We start from the raw sequence: 15,250 nt of genomic DNA on the forward strand, positions 1-15,250 counted from the left end.
TTCAGCCACCGATAGCTCCCATGCTGCGTTGCGGCGGAACGAAATCCGCGGCGTCGATTCCGTGTCCGGACCATTTGTTCCACATCGCGCCGCGCCACAACGCGGCGAGGTCGTCGTCGGACGCACCGCCGCGCAGCGCGGCCCGCAGATCGGTTTCGTGGTCGCTGAACAGACACGACCGGACGGTGCCCTCTGCCGTGAGCCGGGTGCGGTCGCAGTCGGAGCAGAACGACCGGGTGACCGACGCGATGATGCCGACGGTCGCGGGTCCGCCGTCGACGAGCCAGCGTTCGGCCGGGGTCGACGGATCCTCCCGCTCCGTTTCGGTGAGCGCGAACCTGGTGCCGAGTACGGCGAGCAGCCGCTGCGCCGGCACCATGTTGGCGCGGGCCCACTCGTGGTCGGCGTCGAGTGGCATCTCTTCGATGAACCGCAGTTCTACTTCCTCGTCGAGGCACCACTGCAGCAGGTCCACGGCGCCGTCGAGGGTTTCCGGCATGAGCACCGCGTTGATCTTCACCCGCGGGAGGCCGGCGGTCTTGGCCGCGCGGATCCCGGCGAGGACCGAATCGAGCCGGTCGCGGCGGGTCAGCCTGGCGAATTGGGCACGGTCGATCGTGTCGAGGGAGATGTTCACACGCGACAAACCGGCGTCGCGCAGGCCCTGCGCGCGATGCGCGAGGCCGACGGCGTTGCTGGTCAGCGCCAACGGCACCGCGGGCGCCACGCGGCGGCACCCCGCGATGATCTCTTCGAGGTCGCGCCGCATCAACGGTTCGCCGCCGGTGAAGCGCACCTCGCGGACACCGAGCAGCCGGGTGGCCACACCGACCATGCGCGCGATCTCGTCGGCGGTGAGCAGCTGCTCGCGTGGGATCGCGGGCAGGCCTTCCTCGGGCATGCAATAGGTGCAGCGCAACGAGCATTTCTCGGTGATCGACACGCGTAGGTCCCGTGCGATGCGGCCGAATCGGTCGAGGAGGTCCGGCGTCTCGGGGCGGTCCGTGGTCGCACTAGTAGGGCGCGTTTTCGGCATCCCCAAATCCACGGCGGTCACGAGCCGTCCTCTCCTGCGGTGTTGCACACGGAATTGATCGGTGACCCTAGGTGTACGCGAAATTTAGTGTGTTGCTACGCGACTCGATGCCGCTTTCGCCTCTTCGTGGTAGTTGGACGGCCACTTCTTGCCCAGCGTCAGTCCGCCGTCGACGCCGAGGGACTGGCCGGTGACGAACGTCGAATCGTCGGACGCGAGGTAGGCGGCGGCGTGCGCGAGGTCTTCGGGTTCGCCGGCGCGGGGGATGGGCTGGAACTTTCCCAGACTGCGGCGTACGGCGTCGACGCTGCGGTCGAGAGCGTCGTCTTCGAGTCCCGCGCCGTGGCCGACGATCCGGGTGGCGACACCGCCGGGGATCAGTGCGTTCACTCGGATTCGGAATTCGGCCAGTTCCACGGCAGCGGTCCGGGTCAGCTGCAGCACGGCGGCCTTTGCGGCGCTGTAGGGGTGTGGCCCGAATCCGGTGCGCACGCCGGCCACGCTCGAGACGTTGACGATGCTGCCCGAGCCCTGGTCACGCATCACGCGTGCGGCGTGCTTGGTACCGAGAAAGGCGCTGCGTGCGAGCATCGCGAACCCGGCCTCCCATTCCTCGAGAGAGGTGTCCTCGAGGAACGTCCACGCACCCACCCGGCCGGCGTTGTTGACCATGCAGTCCAGCCGGCCGAAGCGATCGACCGCCAGCGCAACGGCGGCCGCCACCTCGGATTCGTTGCGCACATCGGTGTGCAGGTAGACGCTGCGGTCACCGAGACTCTCGGTGACCGCAGCGCCGCGTGGATCGTCGATGTCGGCGATAACCACTCGCGCTCCGCGCCGGACGAACGTCCGGGCCGTGGCCGCGCCGATGCCGCTTGCGGCTCCGGTGACTACAGCCACCTTGCCGTCGAGATCGGTCATGTTGACCTTCCTTACCGTCGCGCTCTTCGACCCGGGGTCCTTGAGCTTTTAATCTAAAGGCATTAGCCTCCGGATGTCGAGTACTTCACCCTTGGGGAGCGCATTGTGTCCGATTCGAAACTGATCCTGACCGAACGGCCGCGGCCGGGCATTCTGCTGATTCGGCTGAACCGTCCGGACGAACTGAACGCCATGAACGTCGACCTCATCGACGCGTTGCACGAGGTGCTCGCCGAGGTGCGCGACGATTCGACCACCCGCGCGATCGTCCTCACCGGCGAAGGACGAGCCTTCTGCGCAGGACTGGATCTTCGCGGCTACGGAACACCGCAGGGCGCCACCGAGGGGGAGGGGCGGGCGCAACTCGGACTGCGGGTGCAGCAACACATCGCGGGCCTCGTCGAGGCATTCCGTAGCGCGCGGCCACCGATCATCGCGGCCGTCAACGGTGCCGCAGCGGGCGGCGGCATGTCGCTCGCCCTCATGTCCGACATTCGCATCATGTCCGAATCCGCGGTATTCCACGCGGCGTTCATCCGTCGCGGCCTCTCCAACTGTGACATCGGCATGAGCTGGCTTCTGCCCCGCATGATCGGCTTCTCGAGAGCTGCGCAGATCATGCTCACCGGCCGGTCCATCGATGCCACCGAGGCCGAACGGATCGGTCTCGTCTCGTCCGTCGAGCCCGCCGACAAGCTGCTCGATGTCGCACTGGACACCGCGGAGGCCATCGCACAGAACAGCCCGTTCGGCGTGTGGATGACGAAGGAGGTCATGTGGTCGAACCTCGAAGTACCCGGCATGCGGGCCGCGATCGACCTCGAAAACCGCACCCAGATCCTCAGCTCGCTGACGCGGGATCATCGCGAGGCGGTCGTCTCCTTCCTCGAAAAGCGTCCACCCGAATTTCAGAACCACTGACCACATCCGGCCCGTTCGACGGCACACAAGGAAGCAGTGAGAGAGCATGAGAGTTGGAATCGCCGCAGGGTATTGGGGTTCGGGCCCGCCCCGCAATGTCGAAAGGATGCTCGCCGAGGCCGAAGCCCTCGGGGTCGACAGCTTCTGGACCGCCGAGACGTACGGGTCGGATGCGCTGACACCCCTGGCCTGGTGGGGGGCGCAGACGTCGACGATCAAACTCGGTACTTCGGTGTGCCAGATGTCGGCGCGCACCCCGACGGCGCTGGCGATGGCCGCGCAGACCCTCGACCATCTCAGCGGTGGTCGCGTGATCCTCGGGATCGGTGCGTCCGGTCCTCAGGTCGTCGAGGGGTGGTACGGGCAGCCCTACCCGCGACCTCTCGAGCGCACCCGCGAGTACATCGAGATCATGCGACAGGTGTGGGCACGCGAGGAGCCGGTGACCCACTCGGGGCGTCATTACCAGCTTCCGCTTCAGGGTGGTTCCGGCCTCGGGAAGCCGCTCAAGTCGATCGTCCACCCCCTTCGCAGCGACATCCCCGTCTACATGGGTGCCGAAGGCCCGAAGAATGTGGCCCTGGCCGCCGAAATCGCAGATGGCTGGACCCCGCTGTGGTTCTCACCCAAGAGCGACGAGTTCTACCGCAAGGCACTCGCCGAAGGCTTCGCGCGCGAGGGAGCGCGCCGCACCGAGGACGACTTCGAGGTCGCGAACGTGTGCTGGCTCGTCGAGAACGACGACGTAGAGAAGGCCGCCTCCCGGCTCAAGCCCACCGTCGGGTTATACGCCGGCGGAATGGGGGCCAAAGGCGCCAATTTCCACAACGACGTGTTCGCGCGCATGGGTTGGGGCGAGGTCTGCGCCGAGATCCAGGAGCTGTACCTGAGCGGGCGGCCTGAGCTCGCTGCCCAGGCCGTACCCACCGAAATGGTGGAGGACGTGGCGCTGGTCGGCCCGGCGGACAAGATCATCGAAGAGATCGAAACCAAGTGGAAGTCCACGTGCCTCACCACCCTCATCCTCGGCGGGTGGCCGAAGCCGGAGAACCGCGAGCGCATCCTCGAGGCGGTGCAGTCGTGAGCCTGCGCTCGAGAACAACCTTGGACCCGAGAACCCCGATCCTGGTCGGTACCGGCCAGACCAGCGAACGTGATGGCGGCGTGGAGCCCGTGGATCTGATGGTGCGCGCGGCGCGTGCGGCTGCTACCGACGCCGGGTCCGCACGACTGCTCGAGCTGGTCGACTCCGTGCGAGTTGTGGGTTTGCTGTCGTGGCGTTACCGCGATCCGGGTGCGCTCGTTGGCGCGCGGATCGGGGCGACCGTCCGGCACACCGGCTACACCGGGAACGGTGGCAGCACGCCGCAGGTACTGGTCAACGGTGCTGCCGAGGACATTGCCGCCGGTCGCGCCGACGTCGTGCTCATCGGCGGCGCGGAATCCTGGCGGACCCGCACGAAGCTGCGGGCGCAGCAGCTGCGCCCCGAGTGGACCGTGCAGGACGAGTCGGTGCCGGCCGCCGAGATCATGGTCACCGACGTGCCGATGGCGGACGAGAGCGAACGCCGGATCGGTCTGGACCGGCCCTCGTACGTGTACCCGCTGTTCGAGCAGGCGTTGCGGCTGGCGGCGGGTCGCTCGCGCGAAGAGCACGAGGAGTTTCTCGGCGGCCTGTGGTCGCGATTCAGCAAGATCGCCGCGACGAATCCGAACGCGTGGGTGCAGCGCGAATACACCGCAGCCGAGATCGCGACCCCGTCGCCCGACAACCGGATGATCTCCACGCCCTACACCAAGCTGCTGAACTCGAACAACATGGTCGATCAGAGTGCGGCGTTGTTGATGTGCTCGGTTGAGATCGCGACCCGACTCGGAATTCCTCGGGAGCACTGGGTGTTTCCGCAGTCCGGCACCGAATCGCACGATACGTATGCGATTGCGGAACGGGGTGCACTCGACGGGTCGCCGGCGATCCGCATTGCCGGGGCGCGAGCTCTCGAGCTCGCGGGTATCGGGCTGGACGACGTCGCGCACGTCGACGTCTACTCGTGTTTTCCGTCGGCGGTGCAGGTTGCGGCGAACGAACTGGGACTCGCGCTGGATGATCCAGGTCGGCCTCTCACCATCACCGGTGGCCTGACGTTCGGCGGAGGACCGTGGAACAACTACGTGAGCCACTCGATCGCGACGATGGTGACGCGGCTGCGTGAGTCCCCGGGCTCGTACGGTCTGGTGACCGCCAACAGTGGCTACCTCACCAAGCACGCCATGGGTGTGTACCGGACCGAGCCTCCTGTTGGAGGATTCACGCGTCTGGATGTGCAGACCGAGGTCGACGCGCAGCCCACGACGAGAGCGCTCGAATCCTACGCTGGCACGGCTTCGGCCGAATCGTGGACGGTGATGTACGGCCGCGACGGAAACCCCGCGCAGGGTTTCCTGGCGGCACGCACGGCGACCGGCGAGCGGACGCTCGCGGTGACCACAGAGCACGACGACCTCGCTCGCCTCGTCGACGACGATCTCGCAGGTCAAAAGGTCGCGATCTCGGGGAGCGGGCAGTTCCGCTTCGCGTGACGTTGACGACTTTTATCTAAAGACATAAGGTTATTGCACTGTACGGGCACGACGGATTCGTGTCACGAAACCGAGGAGTTCACATGTCTGTCGAAGACTTCCGTGTCTTGTACGAGCAGCACGTCGGCTACGTCCACGTCGGGAACATGAAGGCATGTCTCCGCGACATGGTACGAGAGAACATCCCGGCGGTCTTCGATGGAATCGACACCCCGCGCGAGGCCACCAAGGGCTTCGAGATCAAGGACGTTCGCGCCGAGGGCCACCTTATGGTGGGCGAGACCGTCTATGACATGGGTGACCGTCTGATCGGCTTGCGTTCGATCTGGGAACTCCACGACGGACGCTGGCTGGCCGCGAAGCTCGAGAACTTCACCGCTGGAACGGACACGAACGCATGACGACGACAGAACCTACAGCAGAACCGTGGGGTCCCGCCCCCGATGGCCTCGACCAGCCGCACTGGGACGGACTCCTTGCCGGCGAGCTACGCCTGCAGCGCTGCACTGCATGCCGCACCTGGATCTGGGGTCCGCAGGCCATCTGCGGTCACTGCCACAGCTTCGATCTCGAGTGGAATGACGTTGAACCCGTCGGCACCGTCTACAGCTGGAATCGCAGCTGGTACCCGTACATGGACGAATACGCCGACAACCTGCCGTACGTGACGGTGCTCGTCGAGCTGCCCCACGCCGACGGCCGTCGGGTCCTGGGCATCCTCACCGACGACATCGACGCGAACCCCGAGATCGGCGACCGGGTCGTCGGAGTCTTCGAACAGCCCGAGGGCGCCACCCGGCCGTTGCTGCGCTGGCGCCGAGCCGACGCGACCGCAGAAGGAGAACAGCGATGAGCGCCAACATCATGCGCGGCGCCGCCGCAGTCGTCGGCGTCGCAGAACAGCACTTCAAGCGCGGAGAAGCGCCGCACAGCGAGAAGCGCATGACCCTCGAGGTCATCCTCGATGCGTGCGCCGACGCAGGTATCAACCCCCGCGATATCGACGGCTTCGTTTCCTATGCAGGCGGCGCCAACGACGGCGCCATCATCGGCGGCGCGCTGCTGATCGACGAGCTGCGCTGGTCGAACATGATGTGGGGCGGCGGCGGCGGCAGCGTCGCAGCCGCCATCACGAATGCCGCCACGGCGATCGCCACCGGTCAAGCCGACTGCGTCGTGGTGTATCGCGCGATGACGCAGGCAGATACGGGCCGGCTCGGATACGCGAAGTACCACTACGGCAGTCACTTCCTCGCGCACGGCATCGGCTCACCCGCACAGATCTGCGCGATGCGCACCCAACGGATGCTCGAACACGGCGGAGTGCCGCGCTCGGCCATGCGTTCCCTCGTCCTCGCGGCGTACCAGCACGCGCAGAACAACCCGACCGCGCAGGGCTACGGCCGTCCCCTCGACGAAAAAGCCTACGACGACTCGCGATTGATCGCCGAACCGTTCCACCTGTTCGACTGCTCCCGCGAAAGCGACGGCGCGGTTGCGCTGGTGCTCGTCTCGGCCGAGCGCGCCACGACCTTGCGCCGCGATCCGGCATATCTGCTCGCGGGCGCACAGGGCGCCCCGGGTGGCTATTCGGAACTAATCGACAACGACCTCGGCGAGCAGTACATGAGCGCCGGATTCGGCCCAGCCAACAACGGCAAGCCCGGTGTCGCCGAACGACTGTGGTCTGCAGCGGGTCTCGGACCTGACGACGTCGACGTGGTGCAGGTCTACGAAAACTTCAGTGGCCCCGCCGTCGCAGCGTTGATCGACCACGGCCTGTGCCCGCCCGGGGAAGCTGCCGGCGCCTTCATGACCGTCGAGAACCTCACCGCGCCGACCGGCAAGCTGCCCGTCAACACCAGTGGCGGCAACATCGCCGATTCGTTCATCAACGGTCTGAACCTGGCGGTAGAAGCCGTCCGGCAGATCCGCGGCACTTCGACCAACCAGGTGTCCAGCGCAAAGACCTCCCTGTTCATCGGTGGCCCGATGGCTCCACTGGTGAGTTCGGTGCTGTTCGGCCACGAAGACACCCTCTGACCGTCACCTCCGAAAGGCACGACATGAACGATCAGGACAGGAACGAACTGTTTATCGGTGGCCGGTGGGTGGCACCGAAGTCCGGAGGCACCGTCGATGTCATCGAGGCAGCCACCGAGAAGGTGCTGGGCACCTCCGCGATGGCATCCAACGCCGACATCGATGAGGCTGTCGCGGCCGCGCGCACTGCATTGTCCGGGCCGTGGAGCGCACTGACCAACGCTGAGCGCGCCGACCTGCTCGACACGTTCGCCGCTGCCCTCAAATCCCGTGGCCGTGACACCTCCCGGCTGGTGAGCCGCGAGAACGGGATGCCGATCGCGCTGTCGGGTGGTGTCAACGGTTTCGGCCCCGCGGCGATGCTCTCGTACTACGCAGCGCTGATCCGCGATGCCGCCAACGAGGATGTGCGGCCGAGTGCATTCGGTGGTCGCACCGTCGTGCGCCGCGACCCGGTGGGTGTGGTCGCGGCCATCACGCCGTGGAACTATCCGCAGCCGCTCGCGGCGATGAAACTCGCTCCCGCCCTGGCGGCCGGGTGCACGGTGGTGCTCAAGCCCGCCCCCGAGACGGCGCTCGATGCGTTCGCCTTCGCCGAGGCTGCGGTCGAGTCGGGTCTGCCCGACGGCGTGATCAACATCGTCCCTGCCGACCGAGCGGCGAGCGCATACCTGGTCGGGCACCCGGGCGTCGACAAGGTGGCGTTCACCGGGTCCACCGCCGCAGGCCGCGCGATCGGCGAAGTGTGCGGTCGGCTGCTGCGCCCGGTCACCCTCGAGCTCGGAGGCAAGTCCGCGGCGATCGTCACCGAGCGCGCCGATCTCGACGTGTTCGCGAAGAACCTGCTCGATGTGTCGCTGGTGAACAACGGTCAGACCTGCCACGCGAGTACCCGGATCCTCGCCCCCCGCTCGCGATACGACGAGGTGGTCGACGCGGTCACCGAGGCCGTGCGGGCGCTGACCGTCGGTGATCCGCTCGACAAGGCCACCGATATCGGTCCGCTCGTCTCGGCTGCGCAGCGCGACCGCGTCCTCGGCTACATCGAGGCCGGCCGCGCCGCCGGCTACCGCATCACCACCGGAGGTGGCGTTCCCGCAGCGCAGCCGCAGGGCTGGTTCGTCGAACCGACCGTGTTCACCGGTGTCGACAACTCCGCGCGCATCGCGCAGGAAGAAATATTCGGTCCGGTGCTGACCCTCACCGCGTACGACGGGGAGGACGAGGCAGTCGCCATCGCCAACGACTCCGAATACGGCCTCGGCGGCACGGTATGGACCACCGACGAACAGCACGGACTCGACCTGGCCGCGAGAATCCACAGCGGCACGGTCGGCGTGAACTACTACGCCCTGGACCTGGACGCACCGTTCGGCGGCGTCAAGTCGTCGGGGCTGGGCCGCGAGCTCGGCCCGGAAGGTCTGGCACCGTACTTCACCGCGAAGTCGGTGTACTTCGGAACACGCTGACCAGGACCCAGGTTTCGCGACAAGCACACACTTTGGAGCACATGATGGCACTACCACTGCAGGGTGTCCGGGTACTGGAACTGACGGACGGATTCGGCGACACCGCAGGCCGGTTCCTCGCCGACCTCGGGGCCGAGGTCATTCGGGTCGAACTTCCCGGAGGCTCAGGCTCGCGTTCGGCGCAACCGGTCCGGAACGGTGTGAGCATTCCGTTCGCGCTGCGCAATGCGAACAAGTTCGGCGTTACCCTCGATCTCGACGAGGACGACGGCCGGGAACGGCTGCGCGCCCTCGCGCGGCGCTCGGACATTCTCCTGGAGTCGTTTGCACCGGGCTACCTCGCCGCGCGCGGCGTGGGTGCCGCGGACCTGGTCCGGATCAATCCCGCGCTCGTGGCCGTGTCGATCACCGGCTTCGGCCAGGACGGTCCGTATCGCGACTGGGTGGCGACGGAACAGGTGCTCTACGCGCTCAGCGGTGTGCTGTCGCGGTCCGGCGAGCCGGCGCAGCGGCCGCTGCTGCCACCCAACGGCCTGATCGACGAGTCGGTAGGCGTGCACACGGCGTGGTCGGCACTGCTCGCCTACTTCGACCGGTTGCACACCGGGTGCGGGCAGACCGTCGACATCTCGGCGTTCGAGGTCATCGTGCACGGCTTCGACCCCGGCTTCGGGGTGCAGGGCTCCGCTGCCGCCGGTCGCTCCGAGGACTACCCGCGTGGCCGGCCCGACGCCGCCAACTTCTATCCGGTCTATCGTTGTGCCGACGGGCAGGTGCGTATCTGTCTGCTTGCGAAACGGCAGTGGCGAGCGATGTTCGAATGGCTCGGCGAACCCGAGGAATTCGCAGACCCGAAGTACGACACCATCCCCGCACGTTTCGGAGCGTCCGCCCGACTCAACCCGCTGATCGACACCTTGTTCAGTACCTACACCCGCGATCAACTCGTCACCGAAGGCGCTGCCCGGGGCATCCCGATCGGCGGCCTCAACACTGTCTCGGAGGTTCTCACGACTGAGCACTTCGACGCGTCCGGTACGTTCGTCGACACCGAGATCGCCTCCGGTCTCACCGCGCGCGTCCCGTCCGGATACGTGAAGATCGATGGGCAACGTGCTGGATTACACACCCGTGCACCAGAACTCGGTGAACACAACGACGTGGTTTTCGGATCGGCCGTCGGCGAGCCCCGGGATCCGTTTGCCGCGCCGCAGCGTGAACCGGGTTCGCATCCGTTCGAGGGGCTTCGAGTCCTCGATATGGGCGTCGTCGTCTTCGGCGCGGAACTCGGGCGTCAGTTTGCGGACAACGGTGCCGATGTCATCAAGATCGAGAACTCGAACTTCCCCGACGGACTGCGGCAGTCGCGGCGCGGCGATACGCTGGCCGCATCGGTGGCGTGGGGGCACCGCAACCGTCGCAGCCTCGGGCTGAACCTGCGCAGCCCCGAGGGCATCCGCATCTTCAAGCAGCTGGTCGCCGACGCAGACATCGTGCTCGCCAACTTCAAACCCGGCACACTCACCTCGATGGGCCTGTCCTACGACGAGCTCGCCGCGATCAACCCGCGCATCGTCGTGTCCGAGAGCAGCGCCTTCGGGAGCGTCGGTCGGTGGAACAAGCGGCTCGGCTACGGACCGCTGGTGCGTGCGGCCTGCGGCGTCTCGGCGCTCTGGCGATACGCGGACACCTCCGACGGACTGTGCGACGGTTCCACCGTCTATCCCGATCACATCGCGGGGCAGGTCACCGCGACCACGATTCTCGCCACGCTGATCAACCGGCTGCGGACCGGGCGCGGTGCCGCGGTCGAAGTGGCCCAGGCCGACACGGCGGTCGTGCAACTGGGCAACCAGCTCGTCGCGGAACACCTCGAACCGGGCTCGATCAAAGCACCGGGCAATGCGGATCCGTACTCGGCACCATCCGGGGTGTACCCGTGTGCGGGTGACGACGAGTGGTGTGTCGTCACGGTTCGGGACGACGAGGACTGGGTCCGGTTGTGCGAGGTGCTAGGACGATTCGACCTCATCGACGACCCACGATTCGCGACCACCGAGCTCCGGACAGCACACCGCGCCGAGGTGGATGAGGTGCTGACACAGTGGCTGACGCTGCACACGCCGACCGAGGCAATGGAGACGCTGCAGACCGCCGGTGTCCCGAGCGGCGCGATGATCCGATTGCCGGAATTGCTCACCAACTCCCAGTTGGTGGCGCGCGGCGCCTACACCGAGCTCGCGCACGAACTGCTGCCGGCGATGCTTCCGACGGCGAAGCAGGTGGCACACTTCGCCACGTTGCCGGACTGGCCGTTGCGCCAGGCGCCGCTCGCCGGTGAGCAGACACGCGAGATCTGCGAAAGTCTGCTCGGCATGGGCAGGGCCGAGATCGACTCGCACGTCCGGGACGGGGTGCTGCAGCCGCCCGCTGACGATCCGGCGCTGTCGGCAGTACCGTCAGGTGTGTGACCGCCTCACCTGCATGACTGCGGCGTTCAGATGCAGACGCCAAGGTCCCCGGAATTCCTCCGGGGACCTTGGCGTCTGCGGGGCGTGATCAGCCTGTCTCGCGCCGATATCAGCGTGTCGACGGTGTGAACGTGATCGGCAGCTTCGCGCACCCACGGACCTGAGACGAATGGAACACCGGAGAATCGCCCGGGACGAGGGCATAGTCGGGAATCCTCGTGTGGATTTCCTCCATGGCCAGTCTCAGCTCGAGCCGTGCGAGGTGGGAGCCGAGGCAACGATGCGGGCCGGCACCGAACCCGATGTGACGGTTGGGATGCCGCTCGATCTCGAGGTCATCAGGGTTGTCAAACTCATTCTCGTCGCGATTGGCACCGGTCATCACCACCAATAGTTGGTCGCCGGCCTTGACAGAGACCCCGCCGATCTCGATGTCGCGGGTGGCCCGCCGCCCTGCGCTGGTGGCGGTCTCGATGCGCAGAATCTCCTCGACCGCCGACGGAATCAACGTCGGATCATCGATGATCGCCGAGCGCTGCTCGGGGTTGTTCGACAGGTGGATCAGCCCCCAGGCGAGAGCACCCTGGACCGTGTGCAGTCCCGCGACCAGAAGCAAGAAGAACATCCGACTGAGTTCCTCGTCGGTGAGCTGCCGAGGTGTTCCGGCGACGTCGAGTGGTGTGTTGATGATCTGCGTCGTGAGCGAGTCGGTGGTGTCCTCGCCGGAACGGACCCGCGCGACGACTTGACCGAAGTATTCGTAGATGTCGGCGGCAGCCTTCGCGCGTGCCTCGGCGGATTCTTCCTCGCTCGCCCCGGGAATGCCCTGGAGCGTGATGTCGGTCCACTCCGTGAACCGCGGTGCGTCGCTCAGCGGCCATCCCATGAGTGCAAGGAAGATTCGCGTCGGCAGCTCGTGCGCGAAGTCGGAAATGAACTCGGCTTCGCCCCTGTGCGCGAACTGGTCGAGCAGTTCGGTGATGATTGCCCGGATCTCAGGTTCGAGCGCCTTCATCTGCTTGGGGCTGAACAGCGGCTGCAAGGCCTGCCGGTAGTAACTGTGCTCCGGCGGGTCGAGTTCGAGCGGGAGGAACTTGCCCTGCGCGGCATTCAACAGATTGTTGGGAAAGCTCGAGAACGTCGCAGGGTCCTGGAGAACCTGGAGAGCTTCCTTGTATCCCGTGACAACCCAGTGCCCGCCGTGGTGCGGGGAGTGCAGGATCGGTCCTTGCTTGCGTAGCGCGGCGACCCGATCTTGAAACACATCGGTCGGCACGGCCAGGGACGGATCGTACACATCGAAATCGGTGACCAGGTGCGCGGGAAGGTCGATCTGTGTCGTGGTCATGGCGATCCTTCGCGAGGAGAGTGATCCGGAAGAATCACCTCGGTAGTCGAGGCGGTCTTCCGGGTGCGTCAGGTGAATTCGCGCGTGGTGTACGCGCGCGGGCTGACATGGTGAGAGGGCGATTGCCTGGGAATGAAGGTAGATCAGCGGATTCCTCGCGGTCAACCGGATCTGGGTTATATGTCCGTTTCGGTCTACAAAATGACGGGGCAGGGGCGGTTCCCTTGACCGATTAACCGATGGGGTTTAGATTAACCGGATGTGATCCTCGACACGCCGAGGCGGAAGGGTTCTCGCGTGACGTGTGGCGGATCGCGACTTGCTTGTGAACGCCGAATCTCCGTTCAGCACAGGAGATCATGTTTCCCAACTGCCTCGGGCGGTAGGTCGAGGCCCATGCTGCCCAGAAGGATCACTCCCTTGAGTTCATCGGTCAGGATCACGGAGATCGTCGACAAGGTTCCTGTGTCGAATTTCCAGCGGCGAGCAATCGCCATCTGCTTGGCATTGGCGTTTGCCGACGGAATCAACGTCCTGTCGATCGGTTACGCGATTCCGAGCCTCGCGGATTCCTATGGCGTCGCGGCGGCCGACTTCTCGATCGTGGTCATGGCGGCGCTGATCGGCGAGATTCTGTCGAACTTCCTGATCGCACCGCTGGCGGACCGCTACGGGCGCAAGCGAATCATGGGTCTCGGGATTGTCGTGTTCGGGCTCGCCGCCATTCCTTCCTTCTTCGCGTCCTCGATCCTGGCACTCGCGGCGTGTCGCTTCGTCGCGGGAATCGGAATCGGTGCCGCGGTACCCAACGGATTCGCCCTGGGCAACGAGTATCCGCCGACGCGCCTGAAGGCGACCACGGTCACCGTGCTCAGTTCGGGAACTGCTGTCGGTGGCCTCGTTGTCGGACTCATTGCATCCCGACTGGTACCCCTGCACGGCGGCGAAACGCTGCTCCTGGTCGCCGGTGTCATTCCTCTCGTCATCCTGGTTGCAACGTGCGGTGGCTCCCCGAGTCGATCGAGTACCTCGCCAAGTCCGGCCACTCGGCGAAGGTCGCGGCCATCCTCGACAGGATCGAGGTCGGCACGACCCACAGCGCGGACACCGAGTATCTCTTGCCTTTTCAGCCGGCCGGTGCACGCGTCGCTGCGCTCTTCGCCAACGGAGGAGCAGCCTTGACGGTGCCTATCTGGTCGATGATGTTCTTTGCGCTCTTCGGGAGCTACTTCGTGCTCAGCTGGCTGGCGACCATCCTCACAGGCAACGGGGTGGAAGAAGGCACCGCGCTGCTCGCGACATCGCTCGCCACGCTCGGTGGCATCGTCGGGGCGCTGGCGCCCAGTGTGGCGATGGATCGAAGCAGGTTCGGTGTCGCCGCCGCAGTCCTCGGGCCGATTGCCACCATTGCGTCGGTTTCCCTGCTCGCGTGGAACCTTATGGTCGGCGCTTCCTCGATCGCGGTGGGCGCACTCTGCTTCACCCTGGGGTTCGGCGCGATCGGGCTTGCAGCGGCCCTGACCTCGGTCGCGGCGCAGGCGCACCCCACGTCGGTGCGTGCGACAGGGATCGGCTGGGCGTTCGGAGTGAGCCGGATGGGTGGGCTGTTCGCGCCGGCGCTGGGTGGAGCCTTGCTGGCTGCGAACATGGCGAGTTCGATGGTTCTGCTGTTGTCGGCGATACCGGCGGCGATCGCCGGAATTCTGGTGGGGTGGTGTGCACGTACTCTGCGTCGCGCTACCGCGTCGGGAGTGTCGGCCGCCATCGAGCCGTCTCGGCCCGGTGATCGCGTATCGGGCTGACGGATTCCCCTCCCGGGCTTGTCCAAAGAATCGATAGACATTAGATTAATGAGGTGATCCACGGAACGGCCTGCGGGTGGGTCGTTCAGGGGCACCTCCGAATGGGCAGTAAACGAATTCCTTCCGCACGAGCCCTTTTCGAAGGGTGGCCGTTTCCCGATCATCTCCCGAAAGGGCATCAATGAGCTTTCGTCGCGTGATCGCTGTCGAACGCAACGGCGCAGCCGTACTCGCTGTCGACGAGAACGTCGAAAGGCTGGACGCGGCCGGTATCGACCCCATTTGGCGAACCGATTCGGTTCCGGAGGTACCTAATTCCGGTGTCGTGCCGGACGTCGTCGGATTTCCGGACCCCGGAGGAGTCTGGGTAATCGGCTGGGTGCTCGCGCCCGGACGAATCGGGGACAACGACAACGGAATTGTCGATATGGACGACGCCGCACCGGGATTTCACCGCACCGATTCCGTGGACGTGCACGTCCTTCTCGAGGGCTCGCTCGTGCTCGAGCTCGACGACGGCGTGGAGATCGAACTGTGCGCCGGCGACACGGTTGTGGTCAACGGCAACAAGCACCGATGGCACAACCGTGGAGGCGAGACAGCCCGCGCCATCGTCACCATCTGCGGCGCCTCACGCAATGACCGACAGGAGATCTGAC

At 65.9% G+C, this 15,250-nt stretch carries 14 protein-coding genes; 11 read left to right on the forward strand and 3 right to left on the reverse strand.

All coding sequences use genetic code 11. From position 1 onward, the window contains the following. Nucleotide 1 precedes the first annotated feature (1 nt). Together moaA and ACFWAY_RS21065 are read right to left on the reverse strand one after the other, a co-directional pair. Nucleotides 2-1,057: a GTP 3',8-cyclase MoaA gene (gene moaA / locus ACFWAY_RS21060; RefSeq protein ID WP_378511973.1), complete on the reverse strand. Its 1,056-nt coding sequence runs from the start codon at nucleotides 1,055-1,057 to the stop codon at nucleotides 2-4. A gap of 63 nt (nucleotides 1,058-1,120) precedes the next feature. After that, nucleotides 1,121-1,957 (reverse strand): glucose 1-dehydrogenase, encoded by an 837-nt coding sequence (locus ACFWAY_RS21065; RefSeq protein WP_378511974.1) that lies wholly within the window; start codon nucleotides 1,955-1,957, stop codon nucleotides 1,121-1,123. Nucleotides 1,958-2,062: 105 nt separating this feature from the next. Here ACFWAY_RS21065 and ACFWAY_RS21070 point away from each other — a divergent pair, with 105 nt between their 5' ends. The 8 genes from ACFWAY_RS21070 to ACFWAY_RS21105 all read left to right on the forward strand — a co-directional run bounded on the left by ACFWAY_RS21070 (nucleotide 2,063) and on the right by ACFWAY_RS21105 (nucleotide 11,441). Further along, nucleotides 2,063-2,878: an enoyl-CoA hydratase/isomerase family protein gene (locus ACFWAY_RS21070; RefSeq protein WP_095860405.1), complete on the forward strand. Its 816-nt coding sequence runs from the start codon at nucleotides 2,063-2,065 to the stop codon at nucleotides 2,876-2,878. A 46-nt stretch (nucleotides 2,879-2,924) separates the two neighbouring features. Beyond that, nucleotides 2,925-3,962 (forward strand): LLM class F420-dependent oxidoreductase, encoded by a 1,038-nt coding sequence (locus tag ACFWAY_RS21075; RefSeq protein ID WP_378511975.1) that lies wholly within the window; start codon nucleotides 2,925-2,927, stop codon nucleotides 3,960-3,962. Continuing rightward, nucleotides 3,959-5,458, forward strand: coding sequence for an acetyl-CoA acetyltransferase (locus ACFWAY_RS21080; RefSeq protein WP_378511976.1), 1,500 nt, complete (start codon nucleotides 3,959-3,961; stop codon nucleotides 5,456-5,458). Before ACFWAY_RS21075 ends, ACFWAY_RS21080 begins: the two co-directional genes overlap by 4 nt. Nucleotides 5,459-5,541: 83 nt before the next feature. Next, on the forward strand, nucleotides 5,542-5,859 hold the full coding sequence (locus tag ACFWAY_RS21085; RefSeq protein ID WP_378511977.1) for a hypothetical protein: 318 nt from the start codon (nucleotides 5,542-5,544) through the stop codon (nucleotides 5,857-5,859). Next, nucleotides 5,856-6,311 carry a Zn-ribbon domain-containing OB-fold protein gene (locus tag ACFWAY_RS21090; RefSeq protein ID WP_378511978.1) on the forward strand — a complete coding sequence of 152 codons (456 nt, stop codon included), beginning with the start codon at nucleotides 5,856-5,858 and terminating at the stop codon, nucleotides 6,309-6,311. Before ACFWAY_RS21085 ends, ACFWAY_RS21090 begins: the two co-directional genes overlap by 4 nt. Then, nucleotides 6,308-7,501 carry a transporter gene (locus ACFWAY_RS21095; RefSeq protein ID WP_378511979.1) on the forward strand — a complete coding sequence of 398 codons (1,194 nt, stop codon included), beginning with the start codon at nucleotides 6,308-6,310 and terminating at the stop codon, nucleotides 7,499-7,501. Before ACFWAY_RS21090 ends, ACFWAY_RS21095 begins: the two co-directional genes overlap by 4 nt. A 23-nt stretch (nucleotides 7,502-7,524) precedes the next feature. Then, complete coding sequence (locus tag ACFWAY_RS21100) at nucleotides 7,525-8,970, forward strand: aldehyde dehydrogenase (RefSeq protein WP_378511980.1); 1,446 nt, start codon at nucleotides 7,525-7,527, stop codon at nucleotides 8,968-8,970. Nucleotides 8,971-9,011: 41 nt separating this feature from the next. Further along, the gene (locus ACFWAY_RS21105) at nucleotides 9,012-11,441 is read left to right on the forward strand and encodes a CaiB/BaiF CoA transferase family protein (RefSeq protein WP_378511981.1); all 2,430 of its coding nucleotides are present in this window, start codon (nucleotides 9,012-9,014) and stop codon (nucleotides 11,439-11,441) included. A gap of 109 nt (nucleotides 11,442-11,550) precedes the next feature. Here ACFWAY_RS21105 and ACFWAY_RS21110 read toward each other — a convergent pair whose 3' ends face one another. Further along, complete coding sequence (locus tag ACFWAY_RS21110; protein ID WP_378511982.1) at nucleotides 11,551-12,789, reverse strand: cytochrome P450; 1,239 nt, start codon at nucleotides 12,787-12,789, stop codon at nucleotides 11,551-11,553. Nucleotides 12,790-13,209: 420 nt separating this feature from the next. Here ACFWAY_RS21110 and ACFWAY_RS21115 point away from each other — a divergent pair, with 420 nt between their 5' ends. The 3 genes from ACFWAY_RS21115 (at nucleotide 13,210) to ACFWAY_RS21125 (ending at nucleotide 15,249) form a co-directional block, all read left to right on the forward strand. Further along, nucleotides 13,210-13,971: an MFS transporter gene (locus ACFWAY_RS21115; RefSeq protein ID WP_378511983.1), complete on the forward strand. Its 762-nt coding sequence runs from the start codon at nucleotides 13,210-13,212 to the stop codon at nucleotides 13,969-13,971. After that, nucleotides 13,968-14,591 carry a hypothetical protein gene (locus tag ACFWAY_RS21120; RefSeq protein ID WP_378511984.1) on the forward strand — a complete coding sequence of 208 codons (624 nt, stop codon included), beginning with the start codon at nucleotides 13,968-13,970 and terminating at the stop codon, nucleotides 14,589-14,591. The genes ACFWAY_RS21115 and ACFWAY_RS21120 overlap by 4 nt, the downstream gene beginning before the upstream one ends. Nucleotides 14,592-14,787: 196 nt before the next feature. After that, complete coding sequence (locus ACFWAY_RS21125; protein ID WP_378511985.1) at nucleotides 14,788-15,249, forward strand: cupin domain-containing protein; 462 nt, start codon at nucleotides 14,788-14,790, stop codon at nucleotides 15,247-15,249. Nucleotide 15,250: the final 1 nt, after the last annotated feature.

Source organism: Rhodococcus sp. NPDC059968 (assembly GCF_042738615.1).
Lineage (GTDB): Bacteria > Actinomycetota > Actinomycetes > Mycobacteriales > Mycobacteriaceae > Rhodococcus_F.

Coding starts and splice junctions, on each gene's coding strand:
- ACFWAY_RS21075 (WP_378511975.1), top strand. CDS start 2,925: ATGAGAGTTGGAATCGCCGCAGGGTATTGGGGTTCGGGCCCGCCCCGC.
- ACFWAY_RS21095 (WP_378511979.1), top strand. CDS start 6,308: ATGAGCGCCAACATCATGCGCGGCGCCGCCGCAGTCGTCGGCGTCGCA.
- ACFWAY_RS21085 (WP_378511977.1), top strand. CDS start 5,542: ATGTCTGTCGAAGACTTCCGTGTCTTGTACGAGCAGCACGTCGGCTAC.
- ACFWAY_RS21100 (WP_378511980.1), top strand. CDS start 7,525: ATGAACGATCAGGACAGGAACGAACTGTTTATCGGTGGCCGGTGGGTG.
- ACFWAY_RS21090 (WP_378511978.1), top strand. CDS start 5,856: ATGACGACGACAGAACCTACAGCAGAACCGTGGGGTCCCGCCCCCGAT.
- ACFWAY_RS21105 (WP_378511981.1), top strand. CDS start 9,012: ATGATGGCACTACCACTGCAGGGTGTCCGGGTACTGGAACTGACGGAC.
- ACFWAY_RS21065 (WP_378511974.1), bottom strand. CDS start 1,957: ATGACCGATCTCGACGGCAAGGTGGCTGTAGTCACCGGAGCCGCAAGC.
- ACFWAY_RS21110 (WP_378511982.1), bottom strand. CDS start 12,789: ATGACCACGACACAGATCGACCTTCCCGCGCACCTGGTCACCGATTTC.